The following is a 21,429-nucleotide window of genomic DNA, read 5'->3' as shown; positions in this document are numbered from 1 at the left end:
CCCCGACCCCATTTAGTCCCATAATTGAGAAAGGTAGCAGCCATGAGACCATCTGGACATGGACTCCCTGGAACTACTCGCCCATCCCATCCGGCTGCGGATCGTGCATGCGATGGGCGGTGGACGGCTCCTGACCACCGCTCAACTCCGCGCACGCATCCCCGAAGCCTCCAAGGCCACCGTCTACCGGCACATCGACCTGCTCGTCGCCGGCGGGATCCTGGAGGTTGCCGAGGAACGGCGGGTGCGAGGCGCGGTGGAGCGGCACTACCGGCTCCGCCAGGACCGAGCCGTGGTCGGCACCGAGATGGTCCGCTCGCTCACCCCCGAAGACCACCGGCAGGCCTTCGCCACCGCGACGACCGCCCTGCTGGCCGAGTTCAACGCCTACCTCGACCGCGAGGAAGCCGACCCGATGGCCGACCAGGTGGGCTACCGGCAGCACGCACTCTGGCTCAGCCCGGAGGAACTGACCGAGCTGATCGGCGAGCTGCGCGCGGCCATCGTGCCCAGAATGGCCAACCGGCCGAGCCCCGAGCGGGCGCAGCACCTGCTGAGCCCGATCCACTTCCCGGTGGAGGCCCCGCCGGGGTGAACCGAGCCGGGGTAGGCCGAGCCGACGCCCGTGGCGAAAGTGCCGGGGCTGTCCAGCCCGTGCTGTCCGACCGCAATTCGGTAGCGGACCGAGCGGTGCTTCGGGCAGGCTCGCGTGCATGGTCTCGGTGTTGCAGAACGTGGCGATCGACTGTGCGGATGCCTACGGGCTGGCTCGGTTCTGGAGTGAGGTGCTCGGTCATCCGCTGCACCCGGAGGACGGCCCGGGTGATCCGGAGACTGCGGTGATGCTGCCGGCGGGCCAGCTGTTGTACTTCCACCAGGTGCCGGAACCGAAGACGATCAAGAACAGGGTCCACCTGTGCCTGCGTCCGGAGACCACGCGCGAGGAGGAGGTCGAGCGGCTGCTGAACCTCGGGGCCACTCTCGTCGACGACCGCCGGGAACCCGATGGTGCCGGCTGGGCCGTCCTCGCGGACCCTGAGGGCAATGAATTCTGTGTTCTCCGCAGTGCGTCCGACCGCGCGGCGATGTCTTCCTGCGACTCCCCCGCGCAACGGCCGGCTGCCCCGCAGTAGCTGGTCACAGCCGTTCGTTGACGGCCGGGACGACGTGGTGGTCTCCGAGCAGTGACGCGGTTCTCACGTCCGGTTCAGTGCAGCGTGGCGGCGAGCGGTCGGACGGCTTCCAGCACGTGGCGGCGGAGCCACCGGGACGCGGGATCGTCGTCGAGTCGGCGGTGCCAGCGCAGTTCGATGTCGGCCGCCGGCATCTCCAGCGGCACCTTGTACCACCGGAGGGGCACCTGTCGTTCGACGAGGTGCTCCGCCACCACCCGGGGGCCGAGGCAGATGACGTCCCCCTCCAGCGCCATCAGCGCTGCCACCGCGAAGGAGGGGACCACGGCGACGACGTGCCGGGAGCGGCCCAGGCGGTGAAGTGCCTCGTCCAGCGGCCCGTGCGCGAGGCCTCGACGGGACGCGGAGATGTGCGGGTGGGCACACAGGTCGTCCACCGTCAGCCGTGCTGCCTGGCCCAGGGCGGAGTGTGCCGCCACCACGGCGACGAAGTGGTCGGAGAACAGCGTTCGCGCGCGCACGTCCGGAGGGGGCGGGTCGGCGACGCCGATGTCGAGGTCGAGCGAGCCGTCGCGTAGCCGGTCGGGTTCCTTGGAGTCCTGGGCGACGAACCGCAGGCGGACCTCGGGTGCCTCGGCGGCGATCCGGTGCGTGAGGCGGGGTGCGAGCACGGGGCTGAGTCCGTCGTTGACCCGGATGGCGAAGGTGCGCCGCCACGATCGCGGGTCGCTTCCCGCAGCATCCACCCGGAGTTCGGCCGCGGCCTCCAGCAGCGCCTTGACCCTGGCGGCCGACCGCTGGGCGAACGGGGTAGGTACGAGGCCCCGGCCGGCGCGCACCAGGATCTGGTCGTTCATCGCCCGTCGCAGCCGACCCAGGGCCCTGCTGGTGGCCGGAATGGACAGGTGAAGGCGTGTCGCGGCCGCGGACACGCTGCCGGTGTCCATCAACGCGTCGAACACGCGTAAGAGGTTGAGGTCCAACTGGTCAGCCACGGACGCCCCCTTCGTTTGCGTCTGACGCAAACTCCCTGTGCAAAGCATGCATTAGACATCGTGTCAGGGGCGTTCGAAACTGACGTCGTGGCCACCACACCCTCCGTCCCATCCACGAGGAGCTGCGGACATGCCGAACACCAGGCACCCTGAGAACCGGACGCCGTCCCCTAGTGAATCCGCCGAAGCCACCGAATCCGCCGAAATCGCCGAAATCGCCGAAATCGCCGTAGTCGGCTGCGGGCCGGTCGGCATGACGCTCGCGGCCCTGCTGGGCAAGGCCGGGCACTCGGTCGTGGCACTCGAACGCTACCCCGGCCTGTACGGGCTCCCGCGGGCCGCCAGCTTCGACGGCGAGATCATGCGCGCACTGCAAGGACTGGGACTCGTCGACGAACTGGCGCCCACCCTGCGCACACAGGACGCGTACGAGTGGCGCAACGGGGCGGGTGACCTCCTCATCCGACAGGTGTTCCGCACCGTCGGCGCCAGCGGTTGGGCCGACCTCTACAAGTTCCACCAGCCCGACCTGGAGACGGCGCTGCACTCGTTGTGCACCTCGATGCCGAACGTCGACCTCCGTTTCGGCACCACGGTCACCGGCCTGTCCCAAGGCCGTGACCAGGTCACCCTGAACACGTCGGACGGTGCGACCTTCGCGGCGCGCTACGTGATCGGCTGCGACGGCGGGAACAGCTTCGTGCGGAACGCCCTCGGCGTCGAGCAGGACGACCTCGGCTTCTCCGAACCCTGGCTGGTCTGCGACTTCGCCCTGCGGCGCCCTGCGGCCGAGCTGGGGCTGCCGTCGATGCTGCAGATCGGCGATCCCGAGGGACCGACCACCGTCATCACCACCGGTGCCGAACGCCAACGCTTCTGCTTCCTGCTCGACGATGGCGACGACCTCGAGCGGGAACGTGCGGCGGACGGCGTGTGGTCCCGCGTGGGCCGCTACCTGTCCCGCGACGACGCCGACATCGCCCGTACCGCCACCTACACCTTCCAGTCGCTGGTCGCGAGGCGCTGGCGGGACGGCCGGGTCCTGCTCGCAGGGGACGCCGCACACCAGATGCCGCCCTTCCTGGGGCAAGGACTCTGCTCGGGGATACGGGACGCACTCAACATCGCCTTCAAGCTGGATCTCGTGCTGCGCGGAGTCCGGGGCGCCGAGGTGCTCGACACCTACCAGAGCGAGCGGGAGCCGCACGTGCGCGGCGTGACGGCCACGAGCATGGAACTCGGCCGCCAGCACACCCTGCGGGACCCGGTGCTCGCCCGCGAACGCGACCGCACGCTGATGGCCCACCGACGCGCGCTCCGGGAGCCGGACCGGATCCGGCTGCCCGACCTCGGTCCCGGCCTGTTCGCCTCCGGCGGAGGCCGACTGTCGGTCCAGGGCCGGGTGAGCGACGGCCGGCGGACGGGCCTGCTCGACGACATCGTCGGCGGAGGTGGCTTCCGGCTGCTGGTCGCCGAGCAGGCCCTTCCCCTCCTGAACCGGGCCCCGCTGAGCGATTTGGGCGTCACGGTCGTCGGCTTCGGCCCCACCCCCACAGGCCCCACCGCCACAGGAGCCGCTGCCCTAGGAGCTGCCGGAACCGTCGTCGCCGACCCGGACGGCACCCACCGTCGCTGGCTGTCCGACCTCGGCGCCACCGCTGCCGCCGTGCGCCCCGACAACTACGTCTACGCGGCCGGGCCGGACGCGGACGCGGTGGCGAACCAGCTACTGGCCCTCCTCACCCCCGGCACCTGAGCGCGAACCAGCTCAGCCAGACCCCGCCGCCGTGCTCCGCGCCCGGAACCGCGCCCACGCCCACGAGCCCGCGCCCACCAGCAGGGCCGCCCCCAGCGCGTACACCGGCAGCCAACGCGTCGTCGTCGCCGCCAGGCAGACGTCGACGGCCTGGCGGCTCTGCTCCCGCTGCACGTACCCCAACGCGTCACCGGCACGCCCGGCCAGGTCCCCCAGCGCGGCCTGCGTCCGCAGGACCTCGTAGCGGCCGGCCTCGACGCACCCGCTGCGCGTCCCCGGCATGGGGAACAGCCAGTCCCAGCGCTGAAGTGCCGGAGCCAGCGCCAGCGCCACGCACAGCCCCACGACCAGCGAGTACGCCACCAGGCTCCGGCCGTAGGCCGCCCGTCGACCCGGCGCCGGCAGCGGCGCACGGCCGAACGACAGGACCACCGCGAGCAGCGTCACTCCGAGATAGGTGGAGAACCACTGCCATGACCCCTGCGCGAGCGAGAACGCCAGCACCACGCCGAGCGCCGTCCCCAGCACACCGGCATCACCGGCCGGCCGTCCCCCGCCCGCGCCCATGGACACGGGGCCGCGGTCACCTCCAGGGCTGTGCCCACTCACAGGCTCTCCTCGTCCGCCAACGGGGCACCAGCCTCCCGCCACCGCCCACCGCCACGGCTTGTCACCACACCGGTGGGCCCTCGGACGCCACCCGCCCAGCCCAGCCCGGGCCTACGGACGGGTCAGTGCCCTCACCGCTCCCAGTAGTCGACGTCGGGCAGTCGTATCCAGTTGTCGGCGGGGCCGGTGACGGCGCGGGCGTCGGTGGGGCGCAGGCCCGCGAAGGCGCAGGCCTGGGCGACGGCGTGGTGGTGGTAGAGGTAGCCGGTCAGGACCTCGTCAGGGGTGTGGTTCGGGAGGGGGGCGCCGCCGGGGTGGAGGTCCCAGGCTTCGACGGTGCCGTCGCGGACGATGCTGCCCTGGTTGCCGCTCTTGGGGTTGGCGTACAGGCCGTAGCCGACCGTGCCGGCGGTCAGTCGGGCCATCGCGCCCGGGGTGGACGGCGTGTAGCCCCAGGGCTGGGTGACGATGCATCCGCCGGGCACGGTCGTGACACCGGCGATGAGCAGGCCCTCGTCCATGTCGTACTCGTTCGGGTCGTCGAGGAAGTCCTCCATGAACTCCTCGTCCAACGGAGTGGCGTCCAGCCGACGGACCGCTTCGGCGGCGTCGATGGCGGCGATGCAGGCGAGGCCGGTGCCCTCGAAGAAGAAACGGCCCAGGGCCTGGACGAGTTGCCGCCCGCGCCGGACGGTGGCCTGCTCGGTCGCTGTCAGGCCGGCTTGTCCGTCGGGCACGGGGAACAGATCGGGGACCGGCCCGGCCAGGGCGATGCGGCCGGGCGACCAGCCGCCGAGCTGGGGCCGCCACGTGTCGGCACCCGCGGCCACGAGGGCCCGGGCGTTGTCCGGCCGGTTCTCCATGACGGCCTCCCACAGGGCCGTCGTCCCGTTCTCCAGCGCGTCCACGTCCGACACCCGGCGCGTCAGTTCGGCCACCACCTCGGGCGAGCCGAAACCCGCGGCCTGGTGCAGGGGGCGGCGACTCCCGCCCCACGTGTCCGGGTCGGCTCCTGCGTCGAGCCGCGCACGGATGTCGTCGTGGTCCCGCCAGCTGTTCCAGGTCACACCGTCCCAGCCCGTCATCGCGGCCCCCGTTCGTTCGTCGTCAGCGCGGCTCTCCGCGAGCGCCACCCGTCCACACACGATGGCATACCGGTCTGACAGTCGCTGTCCGGTGCCTTCGGTAGCTGCTGGGGCTGTGCCCTCGGTGACCGCCACTCGTCACCGGACAGCGCCGCAGGGCTCTCTCCCGGCTGCCCGACCGTCGTGCTCCGGAACCGCAGGACCGCAGGACTGTGCCGGGAGACCGACGCCTTCCAGATCCCGGCTGACCGGTCGTCGACCAGGGTCAGCGGTACCAGCTGCGGACGGCGGCCGCCGTCTCACGGACGTCCGCGTCCCCGGCGCGGATGCGGGCGGCCAGGTCGGCGGCCTGCTTGGGCTCCGCGGTGACGATGACGCCGGAGGCGCTGAGGTAGGAGGCGGCCACGACGGCGGCGAAGTGCTCGTTGGCGAACTCCAGGGCCGGGACGCGGATCAGCTGGTGCATGAGAGCGGCGGCCCGCTGGTGCACCTCGCCGTACACCGGCACGTCCATGACCTCGTCGAGGTGACGGGCGACCGCGGCGGCGAGGGTGCCGTAGTCGGTGATGTCCGGATCGGCGGGCAGGAACTGGTGGGCGATGTCAAGCAGCCACGCCCGGTCTATCCGGAGGATCACGCGGCATCCGCTGCGGCGCCACGAGTGCTCTGCGGGTAGGGCCCGAACTCGGCCTCGAAGGCCGGCGCCCACGTCGGCGCGAAGTGTGCCGCGGCGGTCAGGAACCGTTCGCGCCGCTCGTCCGCCTCCTCGGCCAACACCTTGCGCGCATAGTCCGTCAGGCTCAGCCCGGCTGCCTCCGCCCGCTGCTCCAGCGCCTCGTGCACGGCGTCGTCCAGTCGCACGTTCAGCTGCTTCATAACGGCGAATCGTAGTTCGGGGTACACCTCGCTACAAGCTTGAGAACGGCGTGTCGGGCAACACGGACCACCCCGGCGGGCTCCGGCACGTCCTGAGCGACCGACTCGGCCGATCGCCAACGGAGCCTCGGCCCGATGCTTTCTCGACCAAGTCGGAGTCTCGGTCGCTTGGGTCGCTTCAGTAGCTGCCCTGCCCAGTCACGTCCTGGAGCTACGGGCTCTCCGCCGGCTCAGGCCTCCAGCGACTGACCCGGATCCGGTGCCACAAAAGGCCGTACGTACCGGGACAACAGGGCAACGACACTGTCCTCGGAGGGCAGCGGCGACCGAAGCGACTCAGCGACTCAGTGCTGGAAGTGTTCAGGCACTGATCGCTCCTGCGGACATAGTCCCAGGTCACAGCAGCGAAGCTGCTCTCCAGGCCCTGCGGCGGAGCTACTGAAGCGACCCAAGCGACCCAAGTTGGGGACTTGCACGAGAACCTGGTCCGGCGACACGCCGGGGGACAGTGCCCGAGAGACTCAGTCGCTTTCAGTCGCTGAGGTTCAGTCGCTGGGAAAAACCCCAGGTCAGGGCAGGTTCACCCACCCCTTCAGCGACCGAAGCGACTCAAGGTCAGGTATATGAAGACATTCCCCTGTGCGTGTGCGCGTTATAGACCCGGGCTACAGTCGCTTCAGTCGCTGTTTGCTGTTAAAACCGGCTTTGACCTGCGAAAATGCCGGAAGACCGAAACCAGCGACTGAACGGGGTCAGTCGCTGGCCCGGGTTTCGGTAGCTGAGTTTCGCCGCCGACTCCGGCAGTTCGCGTTCCCACGTCCTCGCTCGGATAGTCTGTGTGAGCTATCTTCTGGACTTCGGTCGCTTCAGTCGCTGATCCGGCGCCCACCAGTGCCCTGACCTGGCTATTTGCCCTCAGCGACTGAACGAGCGACTCAAGTCCGAGCAGCTACCAACCATGGGGAGAGGGACCAGCGTGACGGCGCCTAAGGCCGTGGGGAGCGACCGAGCGTTTCGCCAGCCGGATGCGCTGGCCGTCGCGCGCTGGTGCGCCGTCCAGGGTTGGCCCGTCCACCCGCTCGCACCAGGCCGCAAGACCCCGCCCGCCAACTGCCAGCCCTGCCAGGAGCCGGCTCACAGTCCCGCCGACTGCCCGTGCCCTGCGGCCGGTCGCTGGTGCCACGGCTTCCACGCGGCCACTCTCGACCAGGACATCCTCACCGCCTGGTGGCGTGTCAACCCGGACTTCGGTACCGGGGTCGCCTGTGGCCCGGCGGGTCTCGTCGTCATCGACGTCGACAGCCACCCCAGCACCGTCCCCGCCCGGGACCGGATCCTGCCCGGAATCCCGATCCACGAGAACGTCAACCTCGACGGCCTTGAGAACGGCTACCACACCCTTGCTCTGCTCGCGGCCCTGCGCCAGGCTCCTGACCCGGCGACCGACACGGAAACCCTGCGCGTGCGCACCCCCTCCGGTGGCCTGCACATCTGGTACCAGGAGGATGCCCCCCGCCGGTTCGCCTGCTCCACCGGCTCCTCCAACGGCCGGGCCCTGGCCTGGCAGGTCGACGTGCGCGCCCACGGCGGCTACATCGTCGCCCCCGGCACCGTGACCACCGCCGGTACCTACACCGCGCTCCCCGGGGCAAGGACCCCCGCGCCCCTGCCCCAGTGGCTCAGCGACGAACTCGTCCGCACCGGCCACCTCAAGGACCAGCCCAGCACCCAGCGCCCCGCCCAGCCGTCCGTCCCCGACCGTGGCCGCGCGGCCGTCGTCGCGGCAGGCGGCGGCAAGCGCGGGGCCGAGCGAGTCCTCGACACCGTCCTCCAGGACGTCACCGACTGTGCCACCACCCCCGAGGGGGCCGGTTTCACCGGCAAACTCAATCGCGCCGCCTACACGATGGGAGGCCTGGTCTCCGCCGGTCACCTGACCCACACCGCCGCCGAGCGGCTCCTGCTGGACGCGGCCCGCACGGCCCGCCCCAGCCAGGACAGGCAAAGCTCCGCCGTCATCCGCTCCGGCCTCGCCGCCGGCGCCCGACAGCCCCTGCACGTCGGGAAGGCACGCGGATGAACGACAGCACCCGCAAGAGGACGGTCTTCGATCCCGTGGCCACGGCCCAGCAGATCCTGGAGTACCCGCCGGTCCCCGGCCCAGCCTCCCCGCCCCCCTGGCACGGCACCCCCGTCCAGGAGAGCCTTCTCGACACCCCGTCCGCCGAACCCGCGCCGGCCCCCGAGCCTGTTCAGGAGACCAAGCAGGCCCAGGCCGGGCCGGAGGCGAGCGCGCACGGCCTCCTGCCCGACTCGCTGTCCGACCGGGGCAACGCCAAGCTCTTCGTCCACCTCTACGGAGGCGACTACCGCCACGTCCCCGGCCTCGGCTGGTACCGCTGGGCGGCGCACCGCTGGCAGCTCGACGAGGACGACACCGTCCTGTGGGCAGCCGGCGAGATGGCCGAGAGCATCGCCACCCACGACCCCCGCGGCGTCTACACCAACACCGATCTGCGTCGGCACCGCCGCCGGGCCCTCTCCACCTCGGGCATGAATGCCATGCTCGCCCAGGCCAAGTCCGCCCCGGGCATGGTCCTCAACGCCGCCCTGCTGGACGCCGACGCCTACGCCCTGTGCACCCCCGGCGGCGTGGTCGACCTGCGCACCGGCGCCATCGTCCCGCCCGACCCGAAGGTCCACCACCACTCCCGCTCCACCACCCTGGCCCCCGCCCGGATGCGGACCCCGCGCTGGGACCGCTTCCTCACCGACACCTTCGGCGACGACAAGGAAGGCCGGCAGACCCGGGACTTCCTCCACCTGCTGCTCGGCTACTCGATCAGCGGCGACGTCGGAGCCCAGGTCATGCCGTTCCTCTACGGCCAGGGCAAGAACGGCAAGAGCGTCCTGCTGGACGTCATGATCCAACTCCTCGGCGACTACGCGGACGCTGCCCCGCCCGGTTTCCTGATGGCCAAGACCTTCGACGGGCACCCCACCGACCTCGCCGAACTCCATGGCCGGCGCATCATCGTCTGCTCCGAGCTCAAGCCCGGCGACCGCTTCGACGAGGCCAGGGTCAAGCTCCTCACCGGCGGCGACAAGATCAAGGCCCGCCGGATGCGCCAGGACTTCTTCTCCTTCGAACCGACCCACAAGCTCTGGCTGCTCGGCAACCACCGCCCCGAGGTCGGCACCGGCGGCTTCGCCTTCTGGCGCCGCATGCGCCTGATCCCGTTCGAACGGGTCGTCCCCGAGGAACGTAAGATCGACAACCTGGCCCACGTCCTCGTCGCCGAGGAGGGCCCCGGCATCCTCGCCTGGCTCATCGACGGAGCCCGCCGCTACTTCGCCGGCGAGAAGGACCTCGCCGGCCCCCAGCGCGTCCAGGTCGCCACCACCGCCTACGCCGAGACCGAGGACCACGTCGGCCGCTTCCTCAAGGAGGCCTGCATCACAGGCGAGGGCATGCGCGCCGAACAGTCCCAGCTCTTCGGCGCGTACACCCGCTGGTGCGGATTCGAAGGCGCCAATCCCGTATCCGGTCGTGCGTTCGCTGCACGAGTTCGCGAGACACTGGGTATGACCTCCCCCAAGGAGATGGTCCTGTCCAACAGTCGCAAGTACTACCCGGGCATCGGCCTGATCACCGACGACACAGAGGAGCAGAACGCGTGAGCGCGCTGATCGACCCGGCCGAGCTCGCCCACGAAACCGATCTCGTCTGGCTTGAGGACACCACCGACCTCGACTACGTGCGCCAGTCCCTGGACCGCCTCACCACCCGCCGCGGCCGCCCCGCCTACCACCGCGACGGCCGCATGGTCGGCTACGCCATCCTCGGCCCCGACGCCAGATCCTCCCGGGCCTCCGGCACCTTCCGCCGCCGCGTCTTCTGGCTCCTGCCGCACGACCGCGACCAGGACCCCGAGGGCCTCTACTCCACCGGCGCCCCCTCCGAGGCCGTCGACCCGCGCACCGTCGCCCCCGGCGTCAAGGGGTACAAGACCGAGCGCTCCGAGGGCGGCCCGGCCTCGCCGGCGATGCTCGAACTGGGGATAACGCTTCCGAAGGCGTGACCGTATCGGCGTGGGTGCACTCGCACCCACGCCGTTTTGATCAGACGGCAGCTGCTGTTGCTCGTCCGGCTCCGGCGGTTACGGCTCGGTGTCCGGGTGGTGCTTCTCCTCGAAGAGGGCCGACTGCCCCGCCAAGAGGCTGTCCAGGAACCGGCCGTGCTGCGGGGGCGTGCGGTCCTGGGGCTCCAGGGCCGGGGTGAGGTCCTGAGGAACCTCGGTCTGCCGGCCTTCGGCCCGCGGCTTTTCGGCCCGCGGCTTTTCGGCTCGCAGCGTTTCGGCCTGCGGCGTTTGGATCCGTAGGGTTTCGCTCTGGAGGACTCGGGCCCGGAGGACTTGGGTCTGCGGGACCTCGACCTGGCGGACCCGGCCGGCGCCCAGGACACCGAGCGCCTCGGCGAGACAGGTCATCGCCTGACCAGTCTCGGCCTCCCTCTCCCCCGGCCTCTCCCCCGTGCTGGTCTCGTCCTCCACCTGGGCGCGGCCGCGCGGCGACGTATGTGCCTTCGCGGTTCTCGCTGCCTTCGCACCGCCTCGGCCAGCCATCGCCGCCCCCGTGCGCGACGCGGCGGACTCCTTCCGAAGCCGGTCGACCTCCGTCTCCAGTGCCGCCAGGCGCATCCGCAGGTCGTCGAGCTCGCTCATGCTCCCCCTCGTTCAGGACCGTCCCCGGCCTCCCACGGCCGTTGACGTGCCGCTTCAGCCTAGCCGGGCGCCCCCGGGCCGCCGCCCCCGGCTATGGACTTGGCCACGGGCACGCCAGTTCGCTCGTCGCCCACGCGTTCGCCTAAGGCGACGGCACGTAGTTCGGACGCTGCCGCAATGCTGCTACTCCGCCTCATGAGCATCGGGAGCGGCCACTGAAACCTTGCGGCCGTCGGCGCCTCACCGGGTTGCGGCTCCGGGCAGTTCGCAGAGGTCGAGCAACTCGTGGAGGCGGTCAGCGGCCAGATTCGGATTGGCTGCGGCTCCTTCCGCGTGCTCCGGGTCGTTCAGCAGGGCCGAGACCAGGTCGAGGGGAAGGCGCGGATTGGCTGCCGCGGCTTGACGGACGCTGGGTTCGGGGTCGGCGAGCAGGTGGACGGGCGGCTGGGCCAGGCCGGCGTCGGAGGCGGCCAGAGCGCGGACGTCCGGGTCGTCGTGGTCGAGCAGGTGGTCCAGGCCGGTGCCGGGTAGACGGGGCAGCGTGAGCAGGTAGGGCCGCTGGCGCGGTGCGGCGATGAAGGCGTCGAGAACGAGTGCGGGCGGTGCCAGCGGGTGGTTGAAGGCCAACAGATGGCGCACGTCCGCGTCGGCGTCCTCGGCCAGACGGTGCACCAGCTCCGCCGACAGCAGGGGGCAGGTCGCGGCGACTCGGCGCAGCTGAGGATCCGCGGACGCGGCGCACGCCTCGTACCAGCTTGTCCCCGGCTCGACGAACATCTCGCCGACAGCACCGACGTTCTCGACGGCGTGGCCGAAGACCCGGTCGATGGCGGCGCGCTGCGGCCAGGTCCGCGGCAGTGGGTGCAGCTGGGCCCGGGCCCGTACGGCGCTGTCCGGGTCCTGGGCCAGTTCCGCCAGGAGTGGCGGGTCCAGGTCGGCTCTGGCGGCCACCTGCTTGCGCACGTCCGGATCGGGGTCGTGGGCGAGGCGGGCGACGATGTCGCCGGGCGTGTGGGGGTTGCGGGCAAGCGACCACAGGTCGCGCCGTTCGGCGAGGCACTGCTCGGCCACGGCGTGGGAGACGGCGTAGCTGATGAGCAGAAGATTCCGGGCGTGGCAGTCGCGTTCCGGCAGCTCCGCTTCCATCGCCGCCGGGTCCAGGATCCGGCGGTGGTCACGGGCGGCCTCCGCGACGGTGGGATCCGGGTCGGCCAGGAGCGCGTCGCGTTGGCCATGAGTCAGCCACAGCCACAGGCCGGCGGCCTGGGCCCGAAGTACGGGGTTCGGGTGGTCGAGCATCCTGCGGTGGAACGATGCACGGATCTGCCCGGAGAACGCCAGCTCCTGCCGGATCTCGTCTGCGCTGAGCAACTGGTCCCGATGGTGTTCGTCGCGGGTGGTCAGCAGGATTTCCAGGACGTCGTCGGGCAACGGCTCGGCCCTGCTCAGGCGCGGGCGCGGACCTGCGGCAAGGCTCGCGCGGACGAAGGCATCGGGGTCGTCGACCAGCCGGCCGCGCTGTTCGGGAGCGGCGTGCCGGTTACGCGCGAAGGCGCGGCGGACCGTCTGCTCGGGGTGTGCGAGCACCGCCTCGACGACCTCTGGGGGAAGGGCACGTTCCTGGCAGAGGGCCGTCCAGGCAACGCGCCCCTGCGGGGCCAGCAGACGCAGCAGAACCTCGGACGGCGCAGCCCGGTTGGCCGCGACGCCTCGCAGCCACGGTTCCGCGAGAAGAGAGGAGGACATCGGGACATCGTGGCAGCGAGTACGGCACCACGTCGACAGGTTTCGCCGAACCTGACGGCCCACCGAACCGCAGCCGCCGACTTTGATCGACCATTGCTGCCTCCTGAATTTTCCGCGGAAAATTCAGGAGGCAGTGAGAGAGCGGGGCCGACCCGTCATCTGGATCGGGCTGCCGCTCCCCCGCTGGCTCAGCTTTCCACCGCTGAATTTTCTGCGGAAAATTCTGTGCCTTCGGACTGGGCGCTGCGGAATCGGCGGCCCGCTGGCGGACCTTCGGTCGTGCTTCGGCCGCAGTGGATCAGGTCGACCGACACAGCCTGGGGGCAGTCGTTCTCGACGGCGCGGGCGAGGCGGGGGCTCGTGGTGATGAGCATCCGGCGGGCCGTCCGGAGTGAGTCACGGGAAGCCGATCAATCCCCCGGGCCGTCCCGGTGTCCTCTCTGAGGCTCCGAATTTTCTGCGGAAAATTCCGAGATGCGGTTCAGCAGTCCGGGCTGTCGAAGCGGCCGGTTTGGCGGAGGAGGAAACGGGATGTCTGTCTCGACCCGGACGGCGCGGTTCAGGACGGATGGTCGTCATCCTGGCAGCGCCCGCCGTCGTCGCCTACCAGAACCAGTGCGGTGGGCGCTCCTGCCCTCGGCGCGGGCCTGCGGGCAATCGCCGGGCAGTGAGCTCAGAGCAGGCGATTTTCCGCAGAAAATTCTCCATGTCCAGGACAGCAGCCAAGGGGCACAAGCTCCTGCCGCTCCTTGCCTCGGCGGCGGATGATCAGCAGAGCAGCTGTGTGTCCTGGCGGCCATCGGTCTGATGGATTCGCACGCTCTCTGCCGTTGGCACAGCACGGCGGCCACGCGCCGTTGGAGTGGGGCCCGGACGGCGTGTGACGTCATCTCGGGGAACCTGTCAGTCCCCCGGTTCGTCCCGGTGTTCTCTTTGAGACCCCGAATTTTCTGCGGAAAATTTCGTGGTGTGGTTCTGTAGTCCGGCTGTCTGGTCCATGGCGGTCTGAAGGGAGCGGCACTCGGCTGGCTGGCGAACGACCCCGAGGGCGAGCCCGAGCAGACCGTGTCGGTCCTTTCCGACGGAGGGTCCCGGTATCGGCTTGCGGTTGTGGTGGGGCTCAGCTGTGTGTGAGGGATCTGTCGAAGCTGCCGGTTCGGTGGCGAGGAAACGGGATGTGTGCTCCGACCTGGACAGGCACGGTTCAGGGTGGATGGTCGTCATCCTGGCAGCGCCCGCCGTCGCGGCCTACCAGAGCCAGTGCGGTGGGCAATCGCCGGGCAGTGAGCTCGGAGTAGGCGATTTTCCGCAGAAAATTCTCCATGCTCAGGACAGTCGTGGGGCAGAAGCTTCTGCCGTCCTTCCCCCGCCGGCGGATGATGGGCAGAGCAGCTGTGTGTCCTGGCTGTCATCGGTCTGGTGGATTCGCACGCTCTCTGCCGTTGGCACAGCACGGCGGACACGCGCCGTTGGAGTGGGGGCCGGACGGCGTGTGACGTCATCTCGGGGAGTCGATCAATCCCCCAGACCGTCCCAGTGTCCTTTTCTGAGGCCCCGAATTTTCTGCGGAAAATTTCGCGACGCGGTTCTGTAGTCCGGCTTCCTGGTCCACCGCGATCCGAAGAGAGCGGCACTAGGCCGGCTGGCGAACGACCCCGAGGGCGATCCTGGGCAGACCTGTCGGTCCTTTCTGGTGGAGCCGTGCCATCGGCCCGCGGTCGTGATGGGCACTCAGCCACGTGTAGGGGAGTCGTTGAGGCGACTGATCCAGCCTGAAGTAGATGGCGCGTCTGTCTCGACCTGGACGGGTATGGCTCGGGATGGACGGTCGTCATTCTGCAGCGACCGTCGGCGTCGTCTACCAGATGGCGCTTCTTCGCTTGGCGCTGGCAGGCAATCGTCGCGCAGCGAGCCTCGGAGGGCGCGTCGCGTCATCAGGGAGAACCCAGCAATTCCCCGGGCCACCCCAGCGCCCTACCTGAGGTCCGCCGAATTTTCTGCGGAAAATTTCGTAGCGCGGTCCACTGCAGTCCGAAGGGACTGGCACCCGGCCGGCTGGCGAACGATCCTGTGGGCTTGCTCGGCCGGACCGTGTGGGGCGGGCCTGCGAGTCGCATCATTGGCCTGCAGCTGTGACGGGGGCTCAGTCGTGTGTGGGGGAGCTGTTGAGGTGACTGATTCAGCATGGAGGAACAGCGCGTCTACCTCGGACTGGATGGGTGTGGCCCACGATGAATGTTCGTCATCGTGGCAGTGTCCATCGGCGTCGCCTACCAGAACCTGTGCGGTGAGCGCTCCTGCGCTTGGCATAAGCAGATGGGTAGTCGTCGCGCAGCGAGCTTTGGACGGCATGGCTGTGTCCGGGGCCAGGGGGTCGCGGCTCGGTGATTTTCCGCAGAAAATTCGGCGGCGGTCGGGCAGGGGCAGAGCCGCTGTTGGTCTTCGCCTCGGTAGCGGATGACTGGGTACGCGTCCTGCCATGGCCCGCGTCGACAGGCTCTACGACTCCGGCGAACCGGCCTACCTGTGCAGGCGCGGCATCCGTCGCACCATCCTGGAGAAGACCTACCAGATCCGTAGCCGAAAGAAGCTCGGCGGCGGCGACGGGGTACGACGAGTTGGCTGTCCGCTACGAGGCAACCGCGTTGATCGCCGCCATATCCGAGTAGCTGCGAAACGCCCCCGCTGCGATCATGTGGCGGTGAACGATGGACTGCCCGACGGCTGGACGATCGAGCGAGTGCGCTCCGCATCAGAGGATCCTGAAGCCGCCTTGCTCACCCTCGAACGACTGGTCGTGGTCGAGGAGCACGGCCGCGCGGACTATGTCTCACTCCGACCCGACGTCATCCTGTCCCTCCACGGCCTGTGCCTCGTGCGAGCGGACGACGACTGGTACATGGGCGAGCTCGACTCCGACGGCTCAGTCATCTGCTGGGTCGCCTACGGTCCGGACCTGGGCGAAGTCATCCAGGGGTTGTGACGTATCAGGCGATCGGCTTGATCACTTTCACAGCGTGCCTCAGTGGGGGAGAGGACCACCCCGACTTGCCGTGATAGGCGCTCCCCCGTAGGAGGCCGCAGGGGAGTCGAAGCCGTCGGCAATTCTTGTGTCGCGAGGGTGGGGGGCCGCTTGCTGGGAACCGGCACACAGCGCTCACGCCAATCGGAGCCCGATCTGTCTAGCAGTCAGCCGACGGATTTTCCGCAGAAAATTCGAGGGCTTCGATGGGGGAGCAGCATCAGCATCCGGACCAGCCGACTGGCAAGCGCACGCTCACGTGCTGCACAGCCACGGCTCGGACCCGGGTTCGGGTTCGGGTTCCGGCTCATCAAGGGGCTTCCGTGCCGCCGATCCATGCCGTCCGGGCTGGCTCTTCCGAGCTTCTCCGTGAAGGCCGGCCATAGTTCTCGACGGACATCCATCGTGCCCACGGCAATGGCAACGAAAGAGGCTGGCAACGGACGATGCCGGGGACGGCCGATCCATGGGCCTTCGTCGAGGGACTCTGAATTTTCCGCGGAAAATCCGATGCGCCATCGGCCAAAGCGATGCTCTGGACATCCACGGCGGCGTCGAGTTCGCCATCTCTACGTCCGCCGGTTGACCTGCTCTACGGCGTCTCTGCCTTCACGATCGAACCAGCAGCTCGTATCCGACCGGACCGATGGCCCCGGAAGTGCTCACCGGGACAGGACCGCCACCTCCCGATCTCGACCGTACGGCTCATACCTCGGAGAGAACCCGGCCAGTGGGGCAGCGGGCCACAGCTGATGCCGGTCGTCGAACGCATTGGGGTCAAGGGCCCCGACATGGTCATCCGCGCACACCCCCGACTGCCGCCGCAACTGTCGTTACCTGTGAAGGCGCCAGTTTCAAGCACAGCATTCCGGAGAAGCAGGAGCAGCGGGCCAACCGTCGGCGACGAGGCAGCTGAGGAGATTGGCCTGCGGGCTTCGACAAGGAGATGTGCAAGCGCCGGAACGAGGTCGAGCGCACGGTCGAAATCGGCTCGGTGTCCTAGATCCGCCTGTGGCCCAGGTCGAGGGTCGGTTCGATTTCAGGACGTGGGCCCGTTCGGTCAGGCCCGTCGCGATGTCGTCCCAACCCGGGCAGTGCAGCCACAGGGCTCTGCGTCGCCTTCCGCATCAGTGCCGGCTCGCCCGGCCGTGGCAGAGGTACGAGCCGGTACGCCAGACTCCGTATCTGCACCGGCAGGCAGCTCCGTCAGCTTGGTGCGGGCACAGCTCCCGCAGCATGGCGAGGATTGCATTCGCGTCGGCGAAGGCCAGCTCCCCGGCGAAGTAGTGCTCGTCATCGCCGTAGCCACTGAAGCGATGCCTCGTGACGGGCTTTCCGACGGCGGCGGCAGCCGTGGCCAGCCTGGCGATGGCGCCGACGGCCGGTATCTCGGTGCTACCACGAACCCTGGCCTACCGTGAGGCGGAGGACCGGAGGGGAAGGGCAGAGGGTGAAGGTCCAACTTGCCAAGCTGCCGCGGCGGGCTGCGGTACGCCTGAGGTCGAGCTGGCTGGCCAGGAGGTGGCGGAGCCGGGGACGGGTTTCCGGCGGAAGGAGAAGCGGGCGCGATGTTCGGCACCTGTCCGGCGTGGGTGTGAGCGCGAGTGGCTTCTTCGAGGCCTCGGGAGCCGACTCCTCAGCGGTCAGAGGCGATTTGCATGCCGCAGGCCACTTCACGTTCAAGGGCCTGAACACAAAAGACATCAGAAGACCCCTAATAAACAAATCCCGATACAGCGCTGTTCTCGGACGACGTGGTGCTGGGCATGTCGACCCGTAGCCTTCCGGTAGCGCCCGAGCCCTTCGATATTTAGTTCGCACACACAAGAGAGGAGGCGGTCGTCCGGATGAGTGGTGCGGACGCGGTGGCCGAGGTGAGTCACGTCGACGGTCGAGACTTCGCAACGTGTCAGGTGATCGACCCGACGAGTCCGGATGTGGGGGAGAGGGCGGGACGCGGCCTGGGGGAGTGGCGGAGCGTCGTCCACCAGAGCCGGGCGCCTCGCGCGGACAGGAGCCCGGTGCGCGGGGATGACTCCCGCTGTCGAGGTGTCACGGGACTCTGTGAGTCGGTGACCGAGTCCTGGAAGCTCATTGACGCCTGGCTGGCGAAGAATGCACCGGCCAGCCTGGCCGAGCTTCGCCCGCCCGCATCGCCCGAAGCCGTCGGGCGCACCGAGGAGCGGCACGAGCTCGGGATCCCCGCTGATCTGCGCGCGTCGCTGCTATGCCATGACGGAGACGACGCCTACATCGCTGTCCTTCCGTGCGGCCCCTGTACTCCACGGAGGGGATCGTCGAGATCCGCACCATGCGGATGAGGATCTGGGGCACCGATGATCCGGACCAGCGGGACGACCCGTGGTGGGGAGCGCCGTGGGTCCCGTTAGCCGGCCGCGACGGCGACGAGCACTTCATCGACGTCGGGCCCGGCCTGTGGCACAACCACCTCGGAAGGGCCGCCCACGACGACTCCGCCCACTTCACCGGCTGGCCGAGCCTTGCCACCTGGCTCCATGCCGTCACCCAGGCGATGCTGCACCACGACGACCGCGACCACGTCGAACCAGTCGGGTCGCCAATTCGCTTTTGTGTCAGGGTAGTTGAACGATAGATCTCGCCGAATGAACGGAACTCGGTTGAACGACAAGCCCTTTGTGAGAGTCCCGCTCGGGCGTCGGGAACCCAACAACTGAACTGGGCGGGCCGGTCTTCGGTGTTGCCCACTACCTGGTTGAAGAGCCCGCGATGCGGTGTGTCATCACATCCCGCACGAGGCCCGCCGTGAAAGCCAGTTGCAGGTGTCTGGTCATCGGACGCGACATGACCGTGGCGAGTGCGGTGCCGGACGCCGGCCGAACTCCGCTGCCTACACGAGAAGTTCGGAGCCTGTCGGCTGGAAGTCGCCTACGAATGGCTCCCGATAGCGGAGGCCTTCGCGAAGCCGTCCACGGTGCCCGGAGGGCAGTGCCGTCAGTGGCGCCGCAGGTGACGTGAGTGGGTCGCTGCCCGGCCGGTCACACCTGGTGCCGTCGGGGCAGTTCGGCGTGCCTGACCGGGGCGGAGGCCAGGGCGAGGGCCGCGCCCAGGCCGGCGACGGCGCCACAGCCGAGGAACACCGGTGCGGCGCCCCAGGTGCCGATGGCGGCGCCGACCAGCGGGTAACACAGGGGCGCGAGACCGACCATGGTGAGCATGACGACGGAGGTGACCCGGCCGAGATAGGCGGGGTCCGCGGCGGCCTGGATGAGGGCGTTGTCCAGGGCGCCGGAGACGCCCAGGCTCAAGCCGACAACTGCGGCCAGCACCGCGGCGGTCCACAAGGTCGGGACCAGTGCCATGGCGGCCGCTCCCGTGCAGCCCACGAGCAGTGTCGCGGCCAACACGAGGCCCGCGCGCGGCAGCCACCCGACGACGGCGAGCAGCGCGGCGCTGACCGCCGCTCCGGCGCCGAAGGAACCGACGATCCACCCGTAGCCGGAAGGCCCCCAGCCGCGTTCGGCGTTGAGCAGCACCATGCCGACGTTGAGGGTGCCGGTGAGGCCGAGTTCGCAGACGGCTCCGGCGGCGACGAGCGGGCCGATGAGGCGGTGGCGGCGGATGTAGCGCAGCCCGTCGAGGAGATCGGTGCGCGCGCTGCCGGGTTGCGGAGCGTCCTCGCCGCGTGTTCCGAGGGGACGTATTCGTACCGTCAGCAGAAGCGGCAGGGAGAGGGCGAAGAGCAGGCCGGCGGTGGCGAAGGCGGCGGCCGCACCGCCGAGGCCCATGGCGAGGCCGCCGATCGGCGGGCCCGCGATCTGGCCGAGGCGCATCGACAGGGACCGCAGACCGGTGACGCGGGCAAGCTGGTCGGGGCCGGTGATCCGCGGCGGGAGGGCCCCGACGGCGGGGATGAACAGCGCGTCCACGGCGCCGAAGACGAGCGCCACCGCGACCAGGACCCACAGGACCGGCGCGGTCAGCGCGATGCCAGCGGCCACCGCGAGGATGAGCAGGCAGCGCAGGGCGTCGCTGCCGAGGATCACCCGACGGGGGTCGGTCCGGTCGGCCAGCACGCCCCCGCCGAGCATGAGCAGCGCCCGCGGGAGCGCCCCGGCGGCCATGACGAGGCCCACCTCGGTCGGGCCGCCTGCCTTCTGGGCGGACCAGCCGAGGGCGACGAAGTACACGCTGTCGCCGACGAGCGAGGCGGTGTACGCGGCGAGCCAGCGCAGCACGTTGCCGTCACGGAAGGCCGGGATGCCGACGCGTTCGGGCGGGGCCGTTTCGGGCGGGGCCGTTTCGGGTGGTGCTGTCTCCGCGGTGGCCATGATGGGCTCCAGCAGGTCGGGACACATCCGTGTCAGGTGCGGGACGGGAAGAGGCGGAAGGGGCACAGAGGAGGAGGCGTCAGGGGCGGAAGGGGAAGCCGTAGAGGTGCACGGACACGTGCTCGCGGTCCTCGGTGTCGCCGGCTGCCTTGGCGGCCTTGCCGCGCTCCCGCCAGCGTCGCCCCAGCGCCACGAGTTCGCCGTTAAGCTCGGCGAGTTCGGCCGGCGTCAGGTCGAGCATCCACTCGGAGCTGAACGCAGAGTCCGTCCATACCTTGCCCCAGGCGGCGCCCTGGTCCAGGTAGGCGCGGTACTGGGAGGCCCGGGTCTCGACGATGCCGCGGGTGACCGCGCCGACTGCGGCGGCTCCCTCGGGCGTGCCCGCGAAGTTCGAGTCCTGAAAACCCCAGCCCTCCTCGGAAGCCACCTGCCACCACCGTTCGCGGCCGTCCGCACTGCGGCCGCTCGCCGCGGTCACGAAACCGTGTTCGGCCAGCTTGCGCAGGTGGTAGCTGACCAGCGACGGGGCCGCGTCGACCTGTTCGGCGAGCTGGGAGGCGGTCGCGGTGCCTGCGGCGTACAGCAGCCGGTAGAGCTGCATCCGTAGCGGGTTCGTGAACGCCTTCAAGCGGGACAGGTCGGTGATCTGGTCGGGCTCGCGCTCGGGTTGCATGTCCCGACCGTAGGTCTGAAGGGAAAATTGCGCAATAAAGTTTTCAGATCTTCGGAGGAGCGATTTCCCAGAGGGGTGATGCCGCCACCGCGTGGCCCGCTTCGGCGGTCGCCAGCCGACCACCCCGTCGGCGCGCGCAGTTCGGCGATCTCACAGTGGAAGCGCCGCGCGACCTGGACTCGGCCGCTCTCGATCCGGCCGGCGCCGACGGCGGGGCGGGGGTGGGTGCCGGGCAACGGCCTGGTCCAGATCGTGCTGCTGGCATCGGCGGTGACGTCCGGGCGTTGGTGCCTGACGCTGTCGGAGATCTCGGAAATCAAGTGTCGGGGCATGATCCGATCGGCCTGATGACAGAGCGTCTCCCCCAGCGCGGGATCTGTCCGTCCGGCGGGACCTCCGGGTGGGATCGCCGAGCCTGTCGCTCAGGGGCAGTTAGCCCCAGCATCTGTCACGAATACTCAGGAAACGGCTCGGAACTGCTGAAAGCGCCGCAGCCGGGA

17 protein-coding genes are annotated in these 21,429 nt (G+C 69.7%); 8 read left to right on the top strand and 9 right to left on the bottom strand.

Translation table 11 applies throughout. The features are described 5' to 3' along the window. Positions 1–58 precede the first annotated feature (58 nt). Positions 59–595 carry a helix-turn-helix domain-containing protein gene (locus A6F73_RS36180; protein WP_063352550.1) on the top strand — a complete coding sequence of 179 codons (537 nt, stop codon included), beginning with the start codon at positions 59–61 and terminating at the stop codon, positions 593–595. 118 nt (positions 596–713) lie between these two features. After that, positions 714–1,133, top strand: coding sequence for a VOC family protein (locus A6F73_RS41985; RefSeq protein ID WP_063352549.1), 420 nt, complete (start codon positions 714–716; stop codon positions 1,131–1,133). Between the two features lie 74 nt (positions 1,134–1,207). On the opposite strand, the gene A6F73_RS36170 is transcribed toward A6F73_RS41985, so the two are convergent. Next, on the bottom strand, positions 1,208–2,128 hold the full coding sequence (locus tag A6F73_RS36170; protein WP_063352548.1) for a LysR family transcriptional regulator: 921 nt from the start codon (positions 2,126–2,128) through the stop codon (positions 1,208–1,210). Between the two features lie 130 nt (positions 2,129–2,258). Here A6F73_RS36170 and A6F73_RS36165 point away from each other — a divergent pair, with 130 nt between their 5' ends. Continuing rightward, a complete protein-coding gene (locus A6F73_RS36165; protein ID WP_079136558.1) occupies positions 2,259–3,884 on the top strand; it encodes a bifunctional 3-(3-hydroxy-phenyl)propionate/3-hydroxycinnamic acid hydroxylase in 1,626 nt (541 codons plus the stop codon). Between the two features lie 12 nt (positions 3,885–3,896). Here the strand turns inward: A6F73_RS36165 and A6F73_RS36160 are convergent, their stop codons facing one another. The 4 genes from A6F73_RS36160 to A6F73_RS36145 all read right to left on the bottom strand — a co-directional run bounded on the left by A6F73_RS36160 (position 3,897) and on the right by A6F73_RS36145 (position 6,481). Continuing rightward, positions 3,897–4,451 (bottom strand): hypothetical protein, encoded by a 555-nt coding sequence (locus tag A6F73_RS36160; RefSeq protein WP_063352813.1) that lies wholly within the window; start codon positions 4,449–4,451, stop codon positions 3,897–3,899. Between the two features lie 173 nt (positions 4,452–4,624). After that, on the bottom strand, positions 4,625–5,578 hold the full coding sequence (locus A6F73_RS36155; RefSeq protein ID WP_063352547.1) for an ankyrin repeat domain-containing protein: 954 nt from the start codon (positions 5,576–5,578) through the stop codon (positions 4,625–4,627). Between the two features lie 265 nt (positions 5,579–5,843). After that, complete coding sequence (locus A6F73_RS36150; RefSeq protein WP_063352546.1) at positions 5,844–6,215, bottom strand: hypothetical protein; 372 nt, start codon at positions 6,213–6,215, stop codon at positions 5,844–5,846. Next, entirely contained in the window at positions 6,212–6,481 is a 270-nt protein-coding gene (locus A6F73_RS36145) for a toxin-antitoxin system HicB family antitoxin (RefSeq protein ID WP_347878569.1), read from the bottom strand. The genes A6F73_RS36150 and A6F73_RS36145 overlap by 4 nt, the downstream gene beginning before the upstream one ends. A 967-nt stretch (positions 6,482–7,448) precedes the next feature. Between A6F73_RS36145 and A6F73_RS36140 the strand changes: the two genes are divergently transcribed. Genes A6F73_RS36140 through A6F73_RS36130 form a run of 3 tightly spaced genes read left to right on the top strand, consistent with a single transcriptional unit; the run spans position 7,449 to position 10,536 of the window. Then, positions 7,449–8,534 carry a bifunctional DNA primase/polymerase gene (locus tag A6F73_RS36140; protein ID WP_244293829.1) on the top strand — a complete coding sequence of 362 codons (1,086 nt, stop codon included), beginning with the start codon at positions 7,449–7,451 and terminating at the stop codon, positions 8,532–8,534. Further along, entirely contained in the window at positions 8,531–10,135 is a 1,605-nt protein-coding gene (locus A6F73_RS36135; RefSeq protein WP_063352544.1) for a phage/plasmid primase, P4 family, read from the top strand. The genes A6F73_RS36140 and A6F73_RS36135 overlap by 4 nt, the downstream gene beginning before the upstream one ends. After that, positions 10,132–10,536: a DUF6009 family protein gene (locus tag A6F73_RS36130; protein WP_063352543.1), complete on the top strand. Its 405-nt coding sequence runs from the start codon at positions 10,132–10,134 to the stop codon at positions 10,534–10,536. The genes A6F73_RS36135 and A6F73_RS36130 overlap by 4 nt, the downstream gene beginning before the upstream one ends. Positions 10,537–10,614: 78 nt before the next feature. Here the strand turns inward: A6F73_RS36130 and A6F73_RS36125 are convergent, their stop codons facing one another. After that, positions 10,615–11,178: a hypothetical protein gene (locus A6F73_RS36125; protein WP_063352542.1), complete on the bottom strand. Its 564-nt coding sequence runs from the start codon at positions 11,176–11,178 to the stop codon at positions 10,615–10,617. Positions 11,179–11,418: 240 nt separating this feature from the next. Further along, positions 11,419–12,924, bottom strand: a complete 1,506-nt coding sequence (locus A6F73_RS36120; RefSeq protein WP_063352541.1) for a hypothetical protein — start codon at positions 12,922–12,924, stop codon at positions 11,419–11,421. Positions 12,925–15,403: 2,479 nt separating this feature from the next. Here A6F73_RS36120 and A6F73_RS43750 point away from each other — a divergent pair. Together A6F73_RS43750 and A6F73_RS36110 are read left to right on the top strand one after the other, a co-directional pair. Then, on the top strand, positions 15,404–15,907 hold the full coding sequence (locus A6F73_RS43750) for a hypothetical protein (protein WP_244293828.1): 504 nt from the start codon (positions 15,404–15,406) through the stop codon (positions 15,905–15,907). A 2,305-nt stretch (positions 15,908–18,212) separates the two neighbouring features. Further along, the gene (locus tag A6F73_RS36110; RefSeq protein WP_063352540.1) at positions 18,213–18,560 is read left to right on the top strand and encodes a hypothetical protein; all 348 of its coding nucleotides are present in this window, start codon (positions 18,213–18,215) and stop codon (positions 18,558–18,560) included. 403 nt (positions 18,561–18,963) lie between these two features. Here the strand turns inward: A6F73_RS36110 and A6F73_RS36105 are convergent, their stop codons facing one another. Continuing rightward, positions 18,964–20,256 carry an MFS transporter gene (locus A6F73_RS36105; RefSeq protein WP_063352810.1) on the bottom strand — a complete coding sequence of 431 codons (1,293 nt, stop codon included), beginning with the start codon at positions 20,254–20,256 and terminating at the stop codon, positions 18,964–18,966. Positions 20,257–20,335: 79 nt separating this feature from the next. Beyond that, the gene (locus A6F73_RS36100; RefSeq protein ID WP_063352539.1) at positions 20,336–20,929 is read right to left on the bottom strand and encodes a helix-turn-helix domain-containing protein; all 594 of its coding nucleotides are present in this window, start codon (positions 20,927–20,929) and stop codon (positions 20,336–20,338) included. Between the last annotated feature and the right edge of the window lie 500 nt (positions 20,930–21,429).

It is taken from the genome of Streptomyces sp. MJM8645 (assembly GCF_001625365.1).
Lineage (GTDB): Bacteria > Actinomycetota > Actinomycetes > Streptomycetales > Streptomycetaceae > Kitasatospora.
The sequence above is the reverse complement of the archived record's forward strand: the minus strand, read 5'-3'. Positions and strand labels throughout refer to the sequence as shown.